Source organism: Advenella mimigardefordensis DPN7 (assembly GCF_000521505.1).
Taxonomy (GTDB): Bacteria; Pseudomonadota; Gammaproteobacteria; order Burkholderiales; family Burkholderiaceae_B; genus Advenella; species Advenella mimigardefordensis.
Map to the genome: position 1 here is coordinate 4,179,147 of NZ_CP003915.1, position 14,954 is coordinate 4,194,100.

The 14,954-nt window shown below is 54.8% G+C and carries 15 protein-coding genes; 5 read left to right on the plus strand and 10 right to left on the minus strand.

The window, feature by feature from the left end; all coding sequences use genetic code 11:
* Nucleotides 1–87: 87 nt before the first annotated feature.
* The 3 genes from MIM_RS19190 to MIM_RS19200 form a co-directional block, all read right to left on the minus strand.
* Nucleotides 88–1,419 (minus strand): HdeD family acid-resistance protein, encoded by a 1,332-nt coding sequence (locus MIM_RS19190; RefSeq protein ID WP_025374382.1) that lies wholly within the window; start codon nt 1,417–1,419, stop codon nt 88–90.
* Complete coding sequence (locus MIM_RS19195; protein ID WP_025374383.1) at nt 1,416–2,690, minus strand: MASE1 domain-containing protein; 1,275 nt, start codon at nt 2,688–2,690, stop codon at nt 1,416–1,418. Before MIM_RS19195 ends, MIM_RS19190 begins: the two co-directional genes overlap by 4 nt.
* Before the next feature lie 101 nt (nt 2,691–2,791).
* Nucleotides 2,792–3,490 (minus strand): DJ-1/PfpI family protein, encoded by a 699-nt coding sequence (locus MIM_RS19200; RefSeq protein WP_025374384.1) that lies wholly within the window; start codon nt 3,488–3,490, stop codon nt 2,792–2,794.
* Nucleotides 3,491–3,579: 89 nt separating this feature from the next.
* Here MIM_RS19200 and MIM_RS19205 point away from each other — a divergent pair, with 89 nt between their 5' ends.
* Nucleotides 3,580–4,551, plus strand: a complete 972-nt coding sequence (locus MIM_RS19205; protein WP_025374385.1) for a GlxA family transcriptional regulator — start codon at nt 3,580–3,582, stop codon at nt 4,549–4,551.
* 81 nt (nt 4,552–4,632) lie between these two features.
* Here the strand turns inward: MIM_RS19205 and MIM_RS19210 are convergent, their stop codons facing one another.
* Complete coding sequence (locus tag MIM_RS19210; protein WP_025374386.1) at nt 4,633–5,067, minus strand: phasin family protein; 435 nt, start codon at nt 5,065–5,067, stop codon at nt 4,633–4,635.
* 109 nt (nt 5,068–5,176) lie between these two features.
* On the minus strand, nt 5,177–6,532 hold the full coding sequence (gene hmgA, locus MIM_RS19215) for a homogentisate 1,2-dioxygenase (RefSeq protein ID WP_025374387.1): 1,356 nt from the start codon (nt 6,530–6,532) through the stop codon (nt 5,177–5,179).
* 323 nt (nt 6,533–6,855) lie between these two features.
* Between hmgA and MIM_RS19220 the strand changes: the two genes are divergently transcribed.
* Complete coding sequence (locus MIM_RS19220) at nt 6,856–7,344, plus strand: methylated-DNA--[protein]-cysteine S-methyltransferase (RefSeq protein WP_025374388.1); 489 nt, start codon at nt 6,856–6,858, stop codon at nt 7,342–7,344.
* 78 nt (nt 7,345–7,422) lie between these two features.
* Here MIM_RS19220 and MIM_RS19225 read toward each other — a convergent pair whose 3' ends face one another.
* Together MIM_RS19225 and MIM_RS19230 are read right to left on the minus strand one after the other, a co-directional pair.
* Nucleotides 7,423–8,715 (minus strand): M20/M25/M40 family metallo-hydrolase, encoded by a 1,293-nt coding sequence (locus tag MIM_RS19225; protein WP_025374389.1) that lies wholly within the window; start codon nt 8,713–8,715, stop codon nt 7,423–7,425.
* 177 nt (nt 8,716–8,892) lie between these two features.
* Nucleotides 8,893–9,582, minus strand: a complete 690-nt coding sequence (locus MIM_RS19230) for a type 1 glutamine amidotransferase domain-containing protein (RefSeq protein WP_025374390.1) — start codon at nt 9,580–9,582, stop codon at nt 8,893–8,895.
* A gap of 165 nt (nt 9,583–9,747) precedes the next feature.
* On the opposite strand from MIM_RS19230, the gene MIM_RS19235 reads away from it, so the two are divergent.
* The 3 genes from MIM_RS19235 to MIM_RS23550 all read left to right on the plus strand — a co-directional run bounded on the left by MIM_RS19235 (nt 9,748) and on the right by MIM_RS23550 (nt 11,611).
* Nucleotides 9,748–9,960: a type II toxin -antitoxin system TacA 1-like antitoxin gene (locus tag MIM_RS19235; protein ID WP_025374391.1), complete on the plus strand. Its 213-nt coding sequence runs from the start codon at nt 9,748–9,750 to the stop codon at nt 9,958–9,960.
* Between the two features lie 503 nt (nt 9,961–10,463).
* Nucleotides 10,464–11,327: a glycosyltransferase family 4 protein gene (locus tag MIM_RS19240; protein WP_245592774.1), complete on the plus strand. Its 864-nt coding sequence runs from the start codon at nt 10,464–10,466 to the stop codon at nt 11,325–11,327.
* Nucleotides 11,324–11,611, plus strand: coding sequence for a glycosyltransferase (locus tag MIM_RS23550; RefSeq protein ID WP_245592887.1), 288 nt, complete (start codon nt 11,324–11,326; stop codon nt 11,609–11,611). The genes MIM_RS19240 and MIM_RS23550 overlap by 4 nt, the downstream gene beginning before the upstream one ends.
* Here the strand turns inward: MIM_RS23550 and MIM_RS22720 are convergent.
* From MIM_RS22720 to MIM_RS19255, 3 genes are read right to left on the minus strand one after another with little or no spacing between them, the layout of a single operon-like run.
* A complete protein-coding gene (locus MIM_RS22720) occupies nt 11,538–12,092 on the minus strand; it encodes a thermonuclease family protein (protein WP_084459042.1) in 555 nt (184 codons plus the stop codon). The two genes, MIM_RS23550 and MIM_RS22720, sit on opposite strands and share 74 nt — an antisense overlap.
* A 31-nt stretch (nt 12,093–12,123) precedes the next feature.
* Nucleotides 12,124–13,686 carry an alkaline phosphatase family protein gene (locus MIM_RS19250; protein ID WP_025374393.1) on the minus strand — a complete coding sequence of 521 codons (1,563 nt, stop codon included), beginning with the start codon at nt 13,684–13,686 and terminating at the stop codon, nt 12,124–12,126.
* Between the two features lie 27 nt (nt 13,687–13,713).
* Nucleotides 13,714–14,688 carry a Bug family tripartite tricarboxylate transporter substrate binding protein gene (locus tag MIM_RS19255; RefSeq protein ID WP_025374394.1) on the minus strand — a complete coding sequence of 325 codons (975 nt, stop codon included), beginning with the start codon at nt 14,686–14,688 and terminating at the stop codon, nt 13,714–13,716.
* Between the last annotated feature and the right edge of the window lie 266 nt (nt 14,689–14,954).

Here is a 14,954-nt window from a genome sequence, read left to right on the forward strand (position 1 = left end):
AAGCGGCGAGGCGGCACGGTCGCACTTGTGGAATCGTCGAGCATCAGCCCGTTTTTAATATACCGCCCGGCGCACGAAGGCTCGGCCTTACCTGGAAACGGAAATCTTCGACGCTTTGCTCACTCGCAGCAGGCGCGCGAACCATGGAGTACTCACCGGATGCACGATAGCGCGCAACGCTCGCGCGTAGTCCAGCGTCAGCCCCGGCGTCCAGGCCATGGTGGTCGCACGTTTCCTGATTTGAGCAGCAATCCATAGTTCGGGCATGACCATGATCCGCAACACTTCCTGCCATGAGCCCGACGCCCGGTCATGCAATGCACCGTCCAGCGCAGCCTCCAGCGCATACGTCACCGAACTGGAACAGTTGCGATACGTCAGGTTGTAAACCTCGTGCTGCCGATACTCCTGCCAGAAGCGCAACAGGCCGTCGGGATTGTAGGCATTGAACCTGACCTGCCAGTTGGACGGACACCAGGCTTGCGATTCGGTATTGTAATCAGGCTGAAACTGCCCCGGCACGTCGTTCTCGCGCGTCGCCTTGAGAATACGAAAAAACTCTGAGGGAGAGCGGTCGATATCGGTACCAGGATAAAGACTGATGTACGTATCGGGCAGCATTTCCAGCGCGGCGTGTCCCGTAGAAATGACGCCATTGATATCCACTGCAGCAATGTAGCGATTGATAACAGGACGTGGCACAGGCGCACCTTTGGACGAGCCTTCAGGCGTCCACACATGCACGGTAAGAGGTTCAGTCTGAACCTGCACCGGCGCATTGTCACTCACCGGCCGTGCCAGCTGCGACTTGCGAATTTTGGGCAATACGTCCGAAGGCACGAACAGATCAAATACGGATGTGCCTTCCTTGAGCTGGCGCGCTCTTAGAAACACGTTCAGCGTGACAAGGCCGCCCATCATGAGCGTAACGCCAATAAAGACTGAAATAGTGGCCGAATAGTGACTTGGATAAGGACCGAACATGAAAAGGGCAAAAGCGATTTTTGCCAGACCGAAGCCGAACGCGGCACGCCAGCCAGGAAACCGAACCACCCATGCCGATGCCATTTGCAATAGACCCATCACAAAATACGCCATGCCCAGAATAATCGCAAGCAGCATATTACTGATGGTTGCATTGGCAAGAATCAGCAGCGCAATCAGAAAGAAACCGCCGCCCTTGAAATACAGCACCGCTTTTTGCGCGCCGATGCCACTGGAAGCAACACTCAGCGTAATTACGCTTTCGATCAGCAAGAGCACGCCGAAAAGCGTGAGTGGGAAGTAACGCACGCCATCGAAGGCATCCACAAAAATAATCAAGCCGGCCAGCAGCCATAAAAAACCCATGATGCCCAGCAGATATGCATGACGGCGAACGAAATGGGCGCCAAACAGCAGCAAAGCGATTTGTATCATGACTGCCCCCCTTGTCCAACCAGCCAGGTGCCTACCAGAATGGGGCTGTCTGGCCCGCCAATGAGCACTGGAGCCGTTGTTCGGATTCGAACCCAGTCCGTTGCCGACGATTTCAACCGAAATTCGGCAGCTGACTGTTCAATACCTGGTTTGTCATCACCAGGCGCCAACATGGCGGCGAGCACAGCTCGATCATCAGGGTGCGCCATGGCCAGGATCTGTGTCGTGCTGCTCATTGTTTCCTGGTCTGTGCCAAGCATTTCGTGGATGCAACCGTCCCAGTCCATATGCCCGCTGCTGGCATCCAGTCTGTACATGAAAGCGGTTTCCTGACGCTGCTCCTGTACCACGCCGTAACGCTTAACGGTTTGTGTAAAGACGCGCAGAAACACAATCAGCAGCGCGGTCGCCACCAGATAACACTGCGCAAGCAAAAGTGATTCGCCCGGCCGAAGCGATTTGAGGAAAAACGGCCCCGTCCCTTCTGACGAGTGATAGATGACAATGGCGCCCAGGGATAATAAGGCCAGCGAGCCCATGCGGTTGCCGCAGGCAATGGCAGCCACCACTGCGAGCGCAACCGGAACACCGGTCAATGCAAATATCAGCGTGGCACGCCAGGGCACCTGGCTACGCGTCATGTCCAATTGCTCGGCGTCGAAAATAAGCCATGCGCAAATGGCCATCAATAACACGGCAACGACTCCCACCAGCACCGCCCGGGTGCCGGTGTTGGCATTGCCAAGCTGATAGCCACGCAGCCCCATCACCACGGCGGTTAAATACAGCACACCTGACACATGGGCGCCCCACCAGACCCAGACCAGTTCATCAAAGGGCGTATGATCAAACAGAGTCAGCCAGCCGGCACTCAGGACCGCCGCTATTGCGCTGATGACGAACGTCGCAACAATCCAGCGCAGAATAATTTGCAGGCCATCTTTGTTTTGCGCATATCTGCAGACAACCCATGCGGTGAACATATCCGAAGCGACGGTAATGATGGCAAGTGCGACGGCAATGGGAATATCATGCTCGAAATTGATATCCGCGATCACATGAGCGACAAAAAACGCCGCCACCAGCCAGGGCCAGCGGCGGTACTCGCTGATCAGAAAAGCGGCAACGCCAATACCTGCGGGAAACCAGACAAAACCAACGTGCGACAGCGGATCATCCAGCATCAGGGAAATATAGGCCGCGACCCAGTACAACACAGCCCATCCAAGGACGGAGACAACGGCGCGCAATTTTGACTCGAATACAGGCATACGTTCCCGAATATATTTTGGTCACACTTTGTAGTACCCGCAATATATCACGGACGTGATGAATATAGAATGTCTGGCGTGCTGCCTGGCATCGTCCTTTATTACAACACCAGGCGCTGCACCACCATATTTAACTGGGAACGGCGATCTGCCATACTGGCGGCCATGCGCCGGGTCACTTCCTCCAGAATCTCAGCAGGCGCCCGTTCGGGTCGACCGGCGTCAAAAGGCGGCTGCGGTGCATATTCAAGCCCAAGCTGAATCATTTGCGCGGTGCGGGCATCAAATAGTTCACTAATCACCGTCAGCGCAAAATCGATTCCTGCCGTCACACCGCCACCGGTAATGATGTTGCCGTCCTGCACGACCCTACCCTCATCGGCAATGGCCCCAAAGGCAGGTAACTGATCACGCCATGCCCAGTGGGATGCCGCACGCCTGCCCTTGAGCAGGCCAGCCGCACCCAGAATCAGTGATCCGGTACACACCGAGGTCACAAAAGCAGCGCCCTGCGCCAGGCGTCGGATGCTGTCCATATATTCATCAGATGCCATTGCGTTGGTGCATCCACCACCGCCAGGTACGCACAATACATCACAGCGTTCCACCTGCCCCAGATCATGCAAACCGGCAAAGACCAGCCCATCGGCGCTGACAGGCTCGGCGCCGACAGAGGCCACGATCACCTCGGTATCCGGTAGACGGGAAAAGAACTGATGCGGACCGGTGAAATCCAGTTGAGTGACGCCCTGATAGAGCGGTATAACAATGCGAAGGGGCCGGACATCGGGGTCAATCATGGCGTTCTCCAAAGGGTAAAGGATCGTGATAAATACAGTCTAACTCCGCTATACTTGTCCTGAATGACACATTTCCCACTATTTCAGTCATCATGAAGATCGCCTTCTATCTATTTCCGGATTTCCAGCTGCTTGATTTGTCCGGCCCGCACACTGCGTTCCAGACCGCCAGTACTTGCACTGCCCCCTCACCCTATACCATTTCCTTACTGTCGGCCACCGGCGGTCTTATTACGAGTTCCGGGGGCGTGAGTGTCTTATCTGACAAACTTGAAGACCAGGCACCCGACACGCTGATTATCTGTGGCGGTCAGGGCGTTAACGCCGTACTTGCAGATGAAATAGCGCTGCAACGGCTTGCCGATACGGCAGCAACATCGCGACGTATTGCCAGCGTCTGTACCGGGGCGTTTATCCTTGCGCAATTGGGATTGCTGAATCAGAAGCGCGCAACAACACACTGGCAACAGGTCGCACGCATGCAGAAAGTGTATCCGCAGGTGCGCATGGATGGCGATCGAATCTTCGTGCGCGACGGCAATATCTGGACGTCAGCCGGTATCACAAGTGGCATCGACCTGGCATTGGCACTGATTGAACAGGACTGCGGCACTGCGGTATCCCGGCATGTGGCGCAGCACATGGTGGTATCGCAAAGGCGAGCTGGCGGCCAGTCACAGTTTTCGCCCATTTTGCAGATGGAACCAGAAACGGCACGGATAAGAAAGACGCTGGATTATGCACAAGCGCATTTGCGTGACATTCGGGATATAGAGCAACTGGCCGACATCGCCTGTGTGAGCGTGCGCCAGTTCAGTAGAATGTTCAAGGCCGAGACCGGCGAGACGCCGGCACGGGCGATCGAACGATTAAGAATTGAAGCGGCCCGCACCCGGCTGGAATCGGGTGCCGGAAATATTCAGCAGATTGCCGCAGCGGTCGGGTTTGGCACCCAGGAACGTATGCGGCGCGCATTCATCCGCTGGACAGGCCACCCCCCGCAAGTGATCAGACGCAGCATGACGGCAACGACGCGGCACGGACTAAAAGACCGTATGTGATTACGCAGGATTACACGAACCCGGTGCCGGGCGCGCAGGCATTGAGCGTTGCCCGTGCGCCCGTTGCCCTCACCGGAATGCTTAGCCTGTCTGCTTTTTAACCATATCGCGAATTTCCTGCAAATTCTGGGTTGCCCTTTCGCTGATACTCGCCATTGCTTCTGCCTGAGATTGACGGGCAATTTCGGCCAGCTCTTTCATATCGGCCAGCGCCTTTTCGTAGGCCTTGCGCGCCAGTTCGGTTTGCGCCGCAGGGTTGGTGCCCGCAGTGCCGACTGCGCCCTGAATATCAACCATCGCCTGCCGGAACATTTCTGTCTGTTTGGCCGCAAGCGCCTGCATGCCATCATATACAGCCTTGTTGGCCTGCACCAACGCCTCTACATCTTTGCGGCGTGCGTCTGCAATTGTGGAAAGATCCAGCCCCGGCACCTTGAACTGTTCATACATTTTGCTCAGTTCAGCAAAAGGGTTGCCTGCGTTCGGGTTCGCATCGTTTTTCGTACTTGTAGCCATGGCATGTCTCCTTGGTATATAAAAATATAGCAATGAACTTCAACATAAATTAACATGAAACTCGTATGCGGCGAAAGTGGCTGTCTGTCCTGGGGATCAGTCCGCATCCCTAACGCTCGAACTGGTCTTTCAAACCCTTCCAGCAATCAATATAATTTTTATCAAGCTCGGGGCCCTGCATTGCAAATCGGGTGGGCACAAAACGGAAGCGACTTTCAAACATGAAGGCCAGCGTGTTATCCAGCTTCTGAGGCCTGAGCTCGGCAGCGGTTGCCCTGGCATAGGATTCTTCATCCGGGCCGTGGGGCACCATACAGTTGTGCAGACTGGCGCCGCCTGGCTTGAACCCGCCCGGTTTGGCATCGTATTGGCCGTACACCAGTCCCATGAACTCGCTCATAAAGTTACGATGAAACCATGGAGGACGGAACGTATCTTCCATCACCAGCCAGCGTGGAGGAAAAATCACAAAATCGCAATTGGCGGTGCCCGGTGTATCGCTGGGCGACGTCAGGACGGTGAAAATCGATGGATCCGGGTGATCGTAGCTGATAGAGCCAATCGTCATGAAATGCGCCGTGTCATATTTCACCGGACTCAGATTGCCGTGCCAGGCCACGACGTTGAAGGGCGAACTGTGCAAAGGCACTCGCCAAAAGCGACCGCCGAATTTGCGGATCAGTTCATATTCACCTGTCGTATCTTCAAACGCGGCGACCGGGGCCAGGAAATCGCGCGCATTGGCCAGGCCATTGGAACCGATAGGCCCCAATTCCGGCAAGCGAAACTGCGCACCGTAATTCTCGCAGATATAACCGCGAATGGGCTGCCCGGTGTCCTGTACAGGATCTACTTTGAATGCGACGCCACGAGGAATAATGACAATTTCCCGCGGCTGCACCTGCAGTCGCCCCATTTCGGTCGTGATCAGCAAGGTGCCTTGTTGCGGTACGATCAGCATCTCGCCGTCGGCATTGACGAATGCCCGCTGCGACATGGGACGATCGGCAATATAAATATGTATGGCCACGCCGCTCTGCGCATCGGCACTACCATTGGCCGCGACAGTACGCATACCGTCAATGAAATCAGCCTGAGAATTGTCATTGCTCCAGGGCGCCCAGCGCAATGGCTCGGGCGGCACCGCAACTGTGGAATCGGCGCCCGTTTGCCAGTAGGGTTGCTCAAATGGTTCGTAATGCCCGGCAACAACAGAAGGTTGACGACGATACATCCAGGTACGCCGGTTTTCATGGCGCGGCGCAGTAAACGCAGTGCCTGAAAGCAGCTCAGTGTACAGGCCCCGCGGGCCATGCTGGGGGCTGTTTCTGCCCTGGGGCAGCGCACCGGCAACAGCCTGGCTGGCATATTCATTGCCAAAGCCACTCTGGTACTCAAGCTCGTCAGTAGCGGTGGAAGGCGCCGCTTGCCGGGTACGGGTATCAATCTGGCTATGATGGTTCATTCCATAAACTCCTGTTGTCGGCTCCTGTAGGCGAGCTATTCCACTTGTCATCATTACATCTGGCATGATGACGTATATAGAAAGTATAGCCCAGCCGCCGCCAGACGTGATTTCATTTGCGCTGGTGTGCAATCAGTGAATACCGTGAAAAAACCAGCAAATTCAAGCGCAAAAGGCGGAGTGTCGGCAACGCCGAAGCGCAGTATATTGACACTATCATTTTCAAAACAAACCGACGAACATCGTGACCAGAACTAACTGCATAAATCATCGCTATACTGGCAGGCGATATTCAACGTCGATCCGTCACCGGAGAAATCAGAATGACCTACTCTTACACTATCATACCCTCTCCTTTGGGTGAACTGACGCTGGTAGCCAGAGACAATGCCCTTGCCGCCATCTTGTGGGAAAACGACAGACCGGGCCGTGTAAAGCTGGGTACCCTGCAGCGGGACAATACGCATCCCGTATTGCAAAAGACCCAAGCGCAGCTTAAGGAGTATTTTGCGGGCAAGCGTGATCGCTTTGAACTGGATCTGGATATGCAAGGCACGCCATTTCAGAAAAAAATATGGGCGCTATTGCTGACGATCCCGTTCGGACAAACCCGCAGCTACCGGCAACTGGCTGAACTGGCAGGAAACCCCGCGGCTTCCCGTGCGGTTGGCGCGGCCGTGGGTCGCAATCCCGTGTCCATTGTCACGCCTTGTCATCGGGTGCTGGGCAGCTCGGGGAAACTGACCGGATTTGCCGGGGGACTGGATGCCAAGAGAACATTGCTGCAGCTGGAAAATCGGGCGGCGCAATAATTCACAGAGGTGGGATATGAACCCTTCCCCCGGAAGCCGAAGATTGATCCGGCCTCTGGGGAGTAGCGAGTTTGTGCATCAGGGCGTTATTTTTCCTTCCGAGATGTCCATGATCATCCGGGTGGCCAGATATAAACGCGGCACGATGGTTGGAATCTGCACATACTCGGCATTATTCGAGTGGGCGCCAAAGCCGCTAAGACCAAAGCCTTCGACCACGCCCCCACGCGTTTTCACCGCAGCAAACGCCGCATCGGTACCGCCACCGGTGGCTTTGTCGGCCACACTCATGTCCAGATCCAGCTCTTTCTTATAAATGCCCTGCGCATGCGCCGCCAGTTTGCGACCAATGTCGCTGGCTTCAAGCGGTGGACGGCGTACTTCGAACTTCAGCTCTACCTTGCTCTCGGGCAATAATTTGTTTTTGATCTTTTCCTGCATGGTTTTTTCCAGCGCGTCAAAATCCTGTACCTTCAACGCCCGTGCATCGGCCTGCGCCGTTGCTTCAGGCGGGATCATATTACGTACGGTCCCCACTTTGGCCAGGGTCCAGTTTAACTTCAGACCCTCTTCTGGCTTGGATAAGTCTTTCATTTGTAATACCTGATGCGCCAGCTCGTACAATGAATTAACACCCCCCTCCGGGCGGGCACCGGCATGGGACGATTTACCATGAACCTGCAAATAAGCGGCACCAATACCACTGGTCGCCAACCGTACCCCACCATCCTTGCCGCCCCCTTCAAAGGAGAACACGGCATCCTGATCTTCGGCAAACTTGGTAATGAGCGCGCGTGCGCCAGGCGAGCTGATTTCTTCATCGGAGTTCAGAACCACGGTCACGGTACCAAACTGCTTGTAGTCCAGTTTTTTCAACATATCAACCACATGCAGGATGGCGGCCACGCCCTGTTTGTCATCGGCAATACCAAGACCATATGCCTTGTCACCATCCACTCTAAACGGCTGATCTTTGAGATCGCCCTTTTGATACACGGTATCCATATGGGCAATCATCATAATTTTTGATTTGCCCGTTCCCTTGATGGTTGCATGTACTACCGGTCCGGTTTTCTCGGGTGTGTCGTCCATACGGTAAATATCCGTGGGTGCAATGATTTCGGTTTCTGCGCCCAGTTGCTTGAGGCGATCAGCGACAAACCCGGCAATCTTCGTCACGCCTTCAATATCACGACTGCCGGACTCGATATGCACCAGGTCACGCAGCGTATCCAGATAAGCCTGCTGTTCGTTCTTTGCCAGATCGTGTACCTGAGCCGCGGGCGCAGCCAGCACGATCCCGGCAGCCAGGGCAAGCGCAGCGCCGGTGGCCAGTTGCCATCCTGTTGTATGTGACGGTTTGTGTTTCATATTTTCTCCTCATTGAAAACACGTTGATTAATGTTCTTTGCAGAGCTTCTTTATCTTTATTTAGCCGATCCCGCAGCAGCTCACGCCGTTTGCCTCACCAGTAAAGGCGTTGCAAAACGAGACGCCAGCGAACAATAGTAATAGCAACCACCAGGGGGCAGGCCGCCTCGCCCGGCTTCAAGACTGGCTTTTCTGCCATTGCCCGATGACTGCATCGGCCACGCCGATAGAAGAGGCCGGATTCTGTCCTGTAATCAGGCGGCCATCAATCACAATGTGCGGCTGCCAATCGTCGCCGCGAGTGTAGTGGGCACCATGATCTTTGAGCATATCCTCAACCAGAAAGGGCACAACATCTGTCAGCCCCACCGCCGCTTCTTCCGTATTACTGAAGCCAGTCACGTTTTTATCTTTGACCAGATACGTCCCCTCTGCTGTTTTCACGTGGCGAAAGACCGCGGGCGCGTGACAGACGGCCGATACGATCTTGCCGCTGGCATAAAAATCCCTGATCAAGGCCATAACATACCCGTTCTCCGCCAGATCCCATAATGGTCCGTGTCCACCGGGGAAAAACACGGCATCAAACGATGCGGCCTTCATATCGGCCAGGCGTTGCGTCGATGCCAGTACGGCCTGTGCCTGTGCGTCATTGCTGAAACGCCGGGTTGCATCGGTCTGAGCATCAGGTTCGTCGCTTTTCGGATCCAGCGGCGGCTGGCCACCCAGTGGCGATGCCAGCGTGATGTCTGCGCCGCTATCGAGAAAGGCATAATAAGGCGCAGCAAACTCTTCCAGCCAGAAGCCGGTCGGTTTACCTGTGGCGCCCAGAGTGGCATGTGAGGTGAGGATCATCAGAATTTTCATCATATTCTCCGGTTATATCGTGCAATAGTAGCATTTCCGACATCAGGCCAAAGTACGATTTATTATCACATGCGTGGCAGGCCGGCATTGTCAAACTATTGAAAGATGCATCGCCTAAAATGGCAATCGTTATACAGACCGCCCTGCACAAAGACCGGAGCTATCATGAATACGCAATCGACCAACCGCAGACGCGATGCATGTAGTTTGCGAATCAAGAACGACGATATTGTGCTAATTGATCGTGCTGCCCAGGCGCGCGGCATGACACGTGCCGATTTTATCGTCATTGCAGCAAGAGAAGCGGCACGCTGCGCTTTGCATGCAGGCGCACAGGCGACGGGCACAACCGACGCCAGTCCCGAACATATTCGCTGATCCGTTTTTCCCATTTCGATTTTCCCCTCGTTTCTCTTCCCCCATCCAGCGTAGCCCTGCGTTTTTCAGTTTGGGGGACGCCCCGGATTTGCACCAGCCCCTGTGCGTGGGCTGACATGCGATGGACAACATGTCGCCGATATTGGCTGGCGACAGCGACTAACTGCAGTTTGCGCGAGCGCATGAAGCCTGTAGTTTGCTGACATCAAGCTTAAATAAATCGTTTTTCCGGCTTCGTCGAGTGTCGCGATAGGGCCTGTTTTGCCTGCTTTTGGTGCGTTTCGAAACGAATGACACACCTAGCACTTTTTATTACACATTATCCTGAATGAACTCGTCAGGAATCTTTCTGGCTGTTACGGCCGGGGGCGTGGTGCGCCAGGGCAATAGTATGCTTTGTGCAATGCACACAATCATCCCGAACCTGGGCCGTGAACTTGCCTGCCCGTTGGCATCATCCACAAGGTAATGCGTTCACGCCTGGCAGGGATGCCTGCCAAAATATGAAAATACTCTATACCAACTTTCACACCAGCCCCGGCATCGGGGGTCATACTTCTTATATAAGCCGGCTGATCACCGGACTGAATCCGGATCATGATATTGCCGTTGCCGTTCCTGCGCAAAGCGCCCTGTACCGCATTGCAAATGCAACAGAAGGAGTCCGGACATACGCCCAGGAATACCCCAGCAAGCTGCAGCAATTGCCAGCCGCGGCTGCCCACCTGCGGGATATTCTGCGCAAGGGTCATTTTGATGTCGTCCACGTTAACGGCACAGCAGACCACCGTCTGGTCATGCTTGCGATGTTGGGATTACGTCGCAAGCCCGCGATCATTTTCACCAAGCATAATGATCATGCAACAAATTCTATCGGTTCACATCTGCGCGCCCGTTTTGGCACAGATCACTGCATTGCCGTATGTGATTTTGTCGCAGATCGGCTTGCCGGCGGCCCCTATAATCGTAGCGGCGTCACCACCATTCACAATGGCATTGATACCGATTACTTCAGCATCCTCAACAGTGGCGATGTCCGCACATTGCGTCAGGCCATTCTGGGCCCAATGAGCGATTCGCGTATTCTACTGGGCAGCAACGCCGGCACCACAGAGTACAAGGGTTGGATAGATATGGTGCGTGCCCTCTCGCAACTGGATCCGCGGCAAATCGATCGCCTGCATATTGCCGTGGCCGGCCCGCGCCCACCGCAAGACCTGCTGGATGAAGTGCAACAATTGAACATGAACAGACACATAAGCTTCGTGGGCGATCTGGAAGATGTCCGGCAGTTTATCGGCGCGATTGATGTGGGCTTTGTTCTATCCTATCGTGTCGAAACGATCTCATTCGCGTGCCAGAAATGATGGCCATGGGCAAACCGGTTATCGTAACCCGTCAGGGAGGCCTTCCCGAAAATATTGATGCCGAAGCCGATGGCTGGGTTATCCCGCCTCGCGATCCGCAAACGCTGGCCACCCTGCTGGAAAAAATCGTGCAAGGTTATTTCGATCTGCGTGAAATGGGCCGCATTGCCCGCTGTAAAAGTGAACAGCGCTTCGGCCAGGAAAAATTCGTCAGCGCGACCGAGAACGTGTATCGCAAGGCGCTGCAAAACCACGTACGCCCTCAGGCGGCGACGATCGGCTAGTCCGTTTCATACGGCGCCATTGCCATGGCGGGATTGGCTTCTTATCTGCCCATAAACCGCGACGCGAGTCGTGCGCCTGGGCTTCCGCCCGGCAGTAGGCAATATCCGTGACATAGTGGCGATAGGCCCATGCGTACCCATCGGCCACCATCTGCAGATTAATATTTTTTCGGTTCAGATAAACGGTGCCCAATACCCGTCCATAGCGGTCAAGCTCGCCGGCCTGCACCGTTACTGTCCGGCGATAGACTGCATCAGACAAGGCCTTTTTGGCAACCCGGCCATATGGCATACCCGATTCCGGCGCATCAATCTGGGCCAGCCGGATTTTATGCTGCTGCCGGTTATCATCCAGAATGGTGAGTGTGTCGCCGTCTGCGATCCCCACTACCCAGCCCTCAAGCAACGTCGCGGCGATCGCCGATGACAGCGGCGCGATCGCGATGAATGCGATCACGCAGCGTAATACCACATATGTCATTACATCAGATCCTGGCAAACAGTTTGCTCAATTACCACTGTCCGTAGAACACGCCAGCCTGCTTATACTTATGCGTCTGTTTGGCCACTTCCTCTTCGGTCACACTGGTGCGCCGTTTAAGGCTGGCAAACCAGTCCAGGAGCCGCTGCTTCATTTCCTGCCGGATCTCATCATATTGGGGGTCTTCTCCCAAATCATTGAATTCATCCGGATCGTTTTGCAGGTCAAACAACTGAGGTCTTTCGTTGCGCCAGTATACATAACGCCACCGGTCTGTGCGTACTGACCACGCCCGGCATTCGCTTGTGGATTTATCCAAGGTTAGTCTGGCCTCGCGGTAACTGTAATCCAGCTCAGAAAATACGCAGTCGCGCCAGGTGACCGATTCGCCATGAACAAGCGGCTGAAGTTGTCGCCCCTCAACCCGATGGGCGGGGACAGACATATCCAGCGCCGCCAGGATGGTAGGCACGATATCCACACTTTCCACCAGCCTTGATTCACGCTGGCCACGAGTCGCATCTGCTGATTCGGACGGATCATAGATAATCAGCGGAACCCGTTGCACGACATCGTAGAAGAGCTCTTTCTCGCCAAGCCAGTGATCGCCCAGCAGGTCGCCATGATCCGCCGTGATAATGACAAGTGTATTGTCCATCAGGCCGGCAGATTCCATATAGGCGAAAAGCCTGCCCAAATGATCATCCAGCTGTTTGATCAGACCCTGATAGGCGGGACGCACCCGCGCTACACATTCGTCACTTGCAAAGCTAACGCTTTCTTCCTGCTGGCGATAGGCCTGTACCACCGGATGGGCATTGACTTTCTCCTGCTCATTCCGACGCACAGGCAGGCACTGTTCTGGTGAATACATGGCATGATACGGCGCTGGCGCCACGTAAGGCCAGTGCGGTTTGACGTAGCTCAAATGCATCACCCATGGCTTATCGCCGGCCGATTGCATATACGACATTGCGCAATTGGTCATATACGCCGTTTCAGAGTGCTCCTCTTTTACCCGGGCAGGAAAATTGACATTGCGCATATACCAGCCGCTTTGCGCCTGACCCTTGTCGTCTTCTACCGCAATAACGTAGTCGGTCCACGGGTCTGTACTATCGTAGCCATGCGCTTTCAGATACGCAGGATAACCGCTTTCAGCGCCGGGTTCATGATGACCGTCATAACGATCCAGCTGCACAAAACCGCCCTGCCGCAGGAGCACGCCCAGTTCACTCTGACCATCTATTTGCAACCGATCCAGCCCTTTGTTATCTGGCATCACATGCGTCTTGCCGGCAAGCACCAGGTCTATATCACGTGCCTTCAGATACTCGCCCAGCGTTTTCTCATTAATGGACAATGGCACCCGATTCCAGGTTGCACCGTGCGTGGACGGGTAGCGTCCGGTGTAATAGCTCATCCGCGATGGCCCGCACACGCCTGAGTTAACAAAGGCCTGCTCGAACAGAACACCACGCCGGGCAAGGTTGTCGATATGCGTTGTCTGCAGATGAGGATGCCCGTAACAACTCAGGTGATCGGCCCGCAGTTGATCGGCCATAATGAACAATACGTTTTTTACTTTTGCCATTGCTTGTTTACTTACTTGCTTGCTTAATTATTTATTTACCTTGAAGCCGGACGCACGCACAACCGGCTCCCACTGCTGCCTGAATGCATCAATGGCCTTGCGTGTTTGCGCGGCATTGGCCTGCACCGGGACGAGATTGACTGAGCGAATTTCATTCTGAACGGTTGCATCGCCCATGGCTTTGCTGATCGCATCGCCCAGATAGGTTACGACGTCATCGTCCATAGAAGCCGGCGCAAAGACAGCGTTCCAGCCTGTCGCCCGGATATCGATGCCAGCCTCATGAAAAGGCGGGACATCGGGCAGACCTGCATCCCGCTGGTCGCTGGATACACCCAGCACTTTCACCTTGCCGCTTTTAGCCATGGGAAGGAACGTATCCAGCGTATCAATGGCAACGGGAATATTGCCGCCCGCCAGGTCCGTCAGCAATTGCGATGACCCTTTATAGCCAACAATTTCCGGCTTCAGCCCTAATTTATCGGCCAGCATGAGACCAAAAAAATGCGGCAGACTGCCCGTTGCCGGCACGCCGATATTGAGCTGCTTCGGATTGGCTTTGGCCCATTCTACAAATTGCTCAACGGACTCGACCTTGCTCGACGCCGGCACGCCCAGTGCAAAACTATAATCGGTCACAAGCGCAACCGGTTTAAAGTCTGTTTGTGGATTGTAATTAAGATCAGAAAAAACGATAGGCGCAATCACCGTTACTGCCGGGTTGCCCAGCATCAGCACGTTCCTGCCTTTCTTTGTGTTTTTCAGATCAGCGGCAGCAATCCGGCCACCACCACCCGGTTTATTTTCGACGATAACCGGCACCCCGATTTCCCTGGACAGCGCCTTGGCCACAATCCGCGCGGCATTATCGCTTGCGCCGCCCGGCACGTAGCCGACTGTCAGGGTGACCGGTTCGGTAAATTTTGAAGGTTGCGCCCATGCGGTCAGCGCTGCCGGCAGCAGCCCCACAGCCAGCAACCACGGTTTGAAAGGTACTTGCATCTAAGTCTCCCGATTGTCATGATGGCCATGTTGCGCCAGCAACGACAGGGGCGCAGCAGCAAGGCATGGATAAGGACGTTATTCTAGCGGAAATGACGTACCCGTTGATGAGTAGCGGCTTAAGACTGTGGTCACTCAATCGTCATCTGCCGGCAATGCGGTACCAAGATCGGCCTCAATATCACCGACCAGAAATTGCTGGTACTGAACGAAGGTGGCAGGCATGGCACCTCCGAGCAAAACGTGAGTTTAACAGATAGCAATGC

Bases quoted from the DNA above. Each gene is read 5' to 3' on its own strand.
- MIM_RS19235 (WP_025374391.1), top strand. From the start codon at position 9,748: ATGAATACGCAATCGACCAACCGCAGACGCGATGCATGTAGTTTGCGA.
- MIM_RS19225 (WP_025374389.1), bottom strand. From the start codon at position 8,715: ATGAAACACAAACCGTCACATACAACAGGATGGCAACTGGCCACCGGC.
- MIM_RS19190 (WP_025374382.1), bottom strand. From the start codon at position 1,419: ATGATACAAATCGCTTTGCTGCTGTTTGGCGCCCATTTCGTTCGCCGT.
- MIM_RS19210 (WP_025374386.1), bottom strand. From the start codon at position 5,067: ATGGCTACAAGTACGAAAAACGATGCGAACCCGAACGCAGGCAACCCT.
- MIM_RS19195 (WP_025374383.1), bottom strand. From the start codon at position 2,690: ATGCCTGTATTCGAGTCAAAATTGCGCGCCGTTGTCTCCGTCCTTGGA.
- MIM_RS19255 (WP_025374394.1), bottom strand. From the start codon at position 14,688: ATGCAAGTACCTTTCAAACCGTGGTTGCTGGCTGTGGGGCTGCTGCCG.
- MIM_RS22720 (WP_084459042.1), bottom strand. From the start codon at position 12,092: ATGACATATGTGGTATTACGCTGCGTGATCGCATTCATCGCGATCGCG.
- MIM_RS19200 (WP_025374384.1), bottom strand. From the start codon at position 3,490: ATGATTGACCCCGATGTCCGGCCCCTTCGCATTGTTATACCGCTCTAT.
- MIM_RS19240 (WP_245592774.1), top strand. From the start codon at position 10,464: ATGAAAATACTCTATACCAACTTTCACACCAGCCCCGGCATCGGGGGT.
- MIM_RS23550 (WP_245592887.1), top strand. From the start codon at position 11,324: ATGATGGCCATGGGCAAACCGGTTATCGTAACCCGTCAGGGAGGCCTT.
- MIM_RS19220 (WP_025374388.1), top strand. From the start codon at position 6,856: ATGACCTACTCTTACACTATCATACCCTCTCCTTTGGGTGAACTGACG.
- MIM_RS19250 (WP_025374393.1), bottom strand. From the start codon at position 13,686: ATGGCAAAAGTAAAAAACGTATTGTTCATTATGGCCGATCAACTGCGG.
- hmgA (WP_025374387.1), bottom strand. From the start codon at position 6,532: ATGAACCATCATAGCCAGATTGATACCCGTACCCGGCAAGCGGCGCCT.
- MIM_RS19230 (WP_025374390.1), bottom strand. From the start codon at position 9,582: ATGAAAATTCTGATGATCCTCACCTCACATGCCACTCTGGGCGCCACA.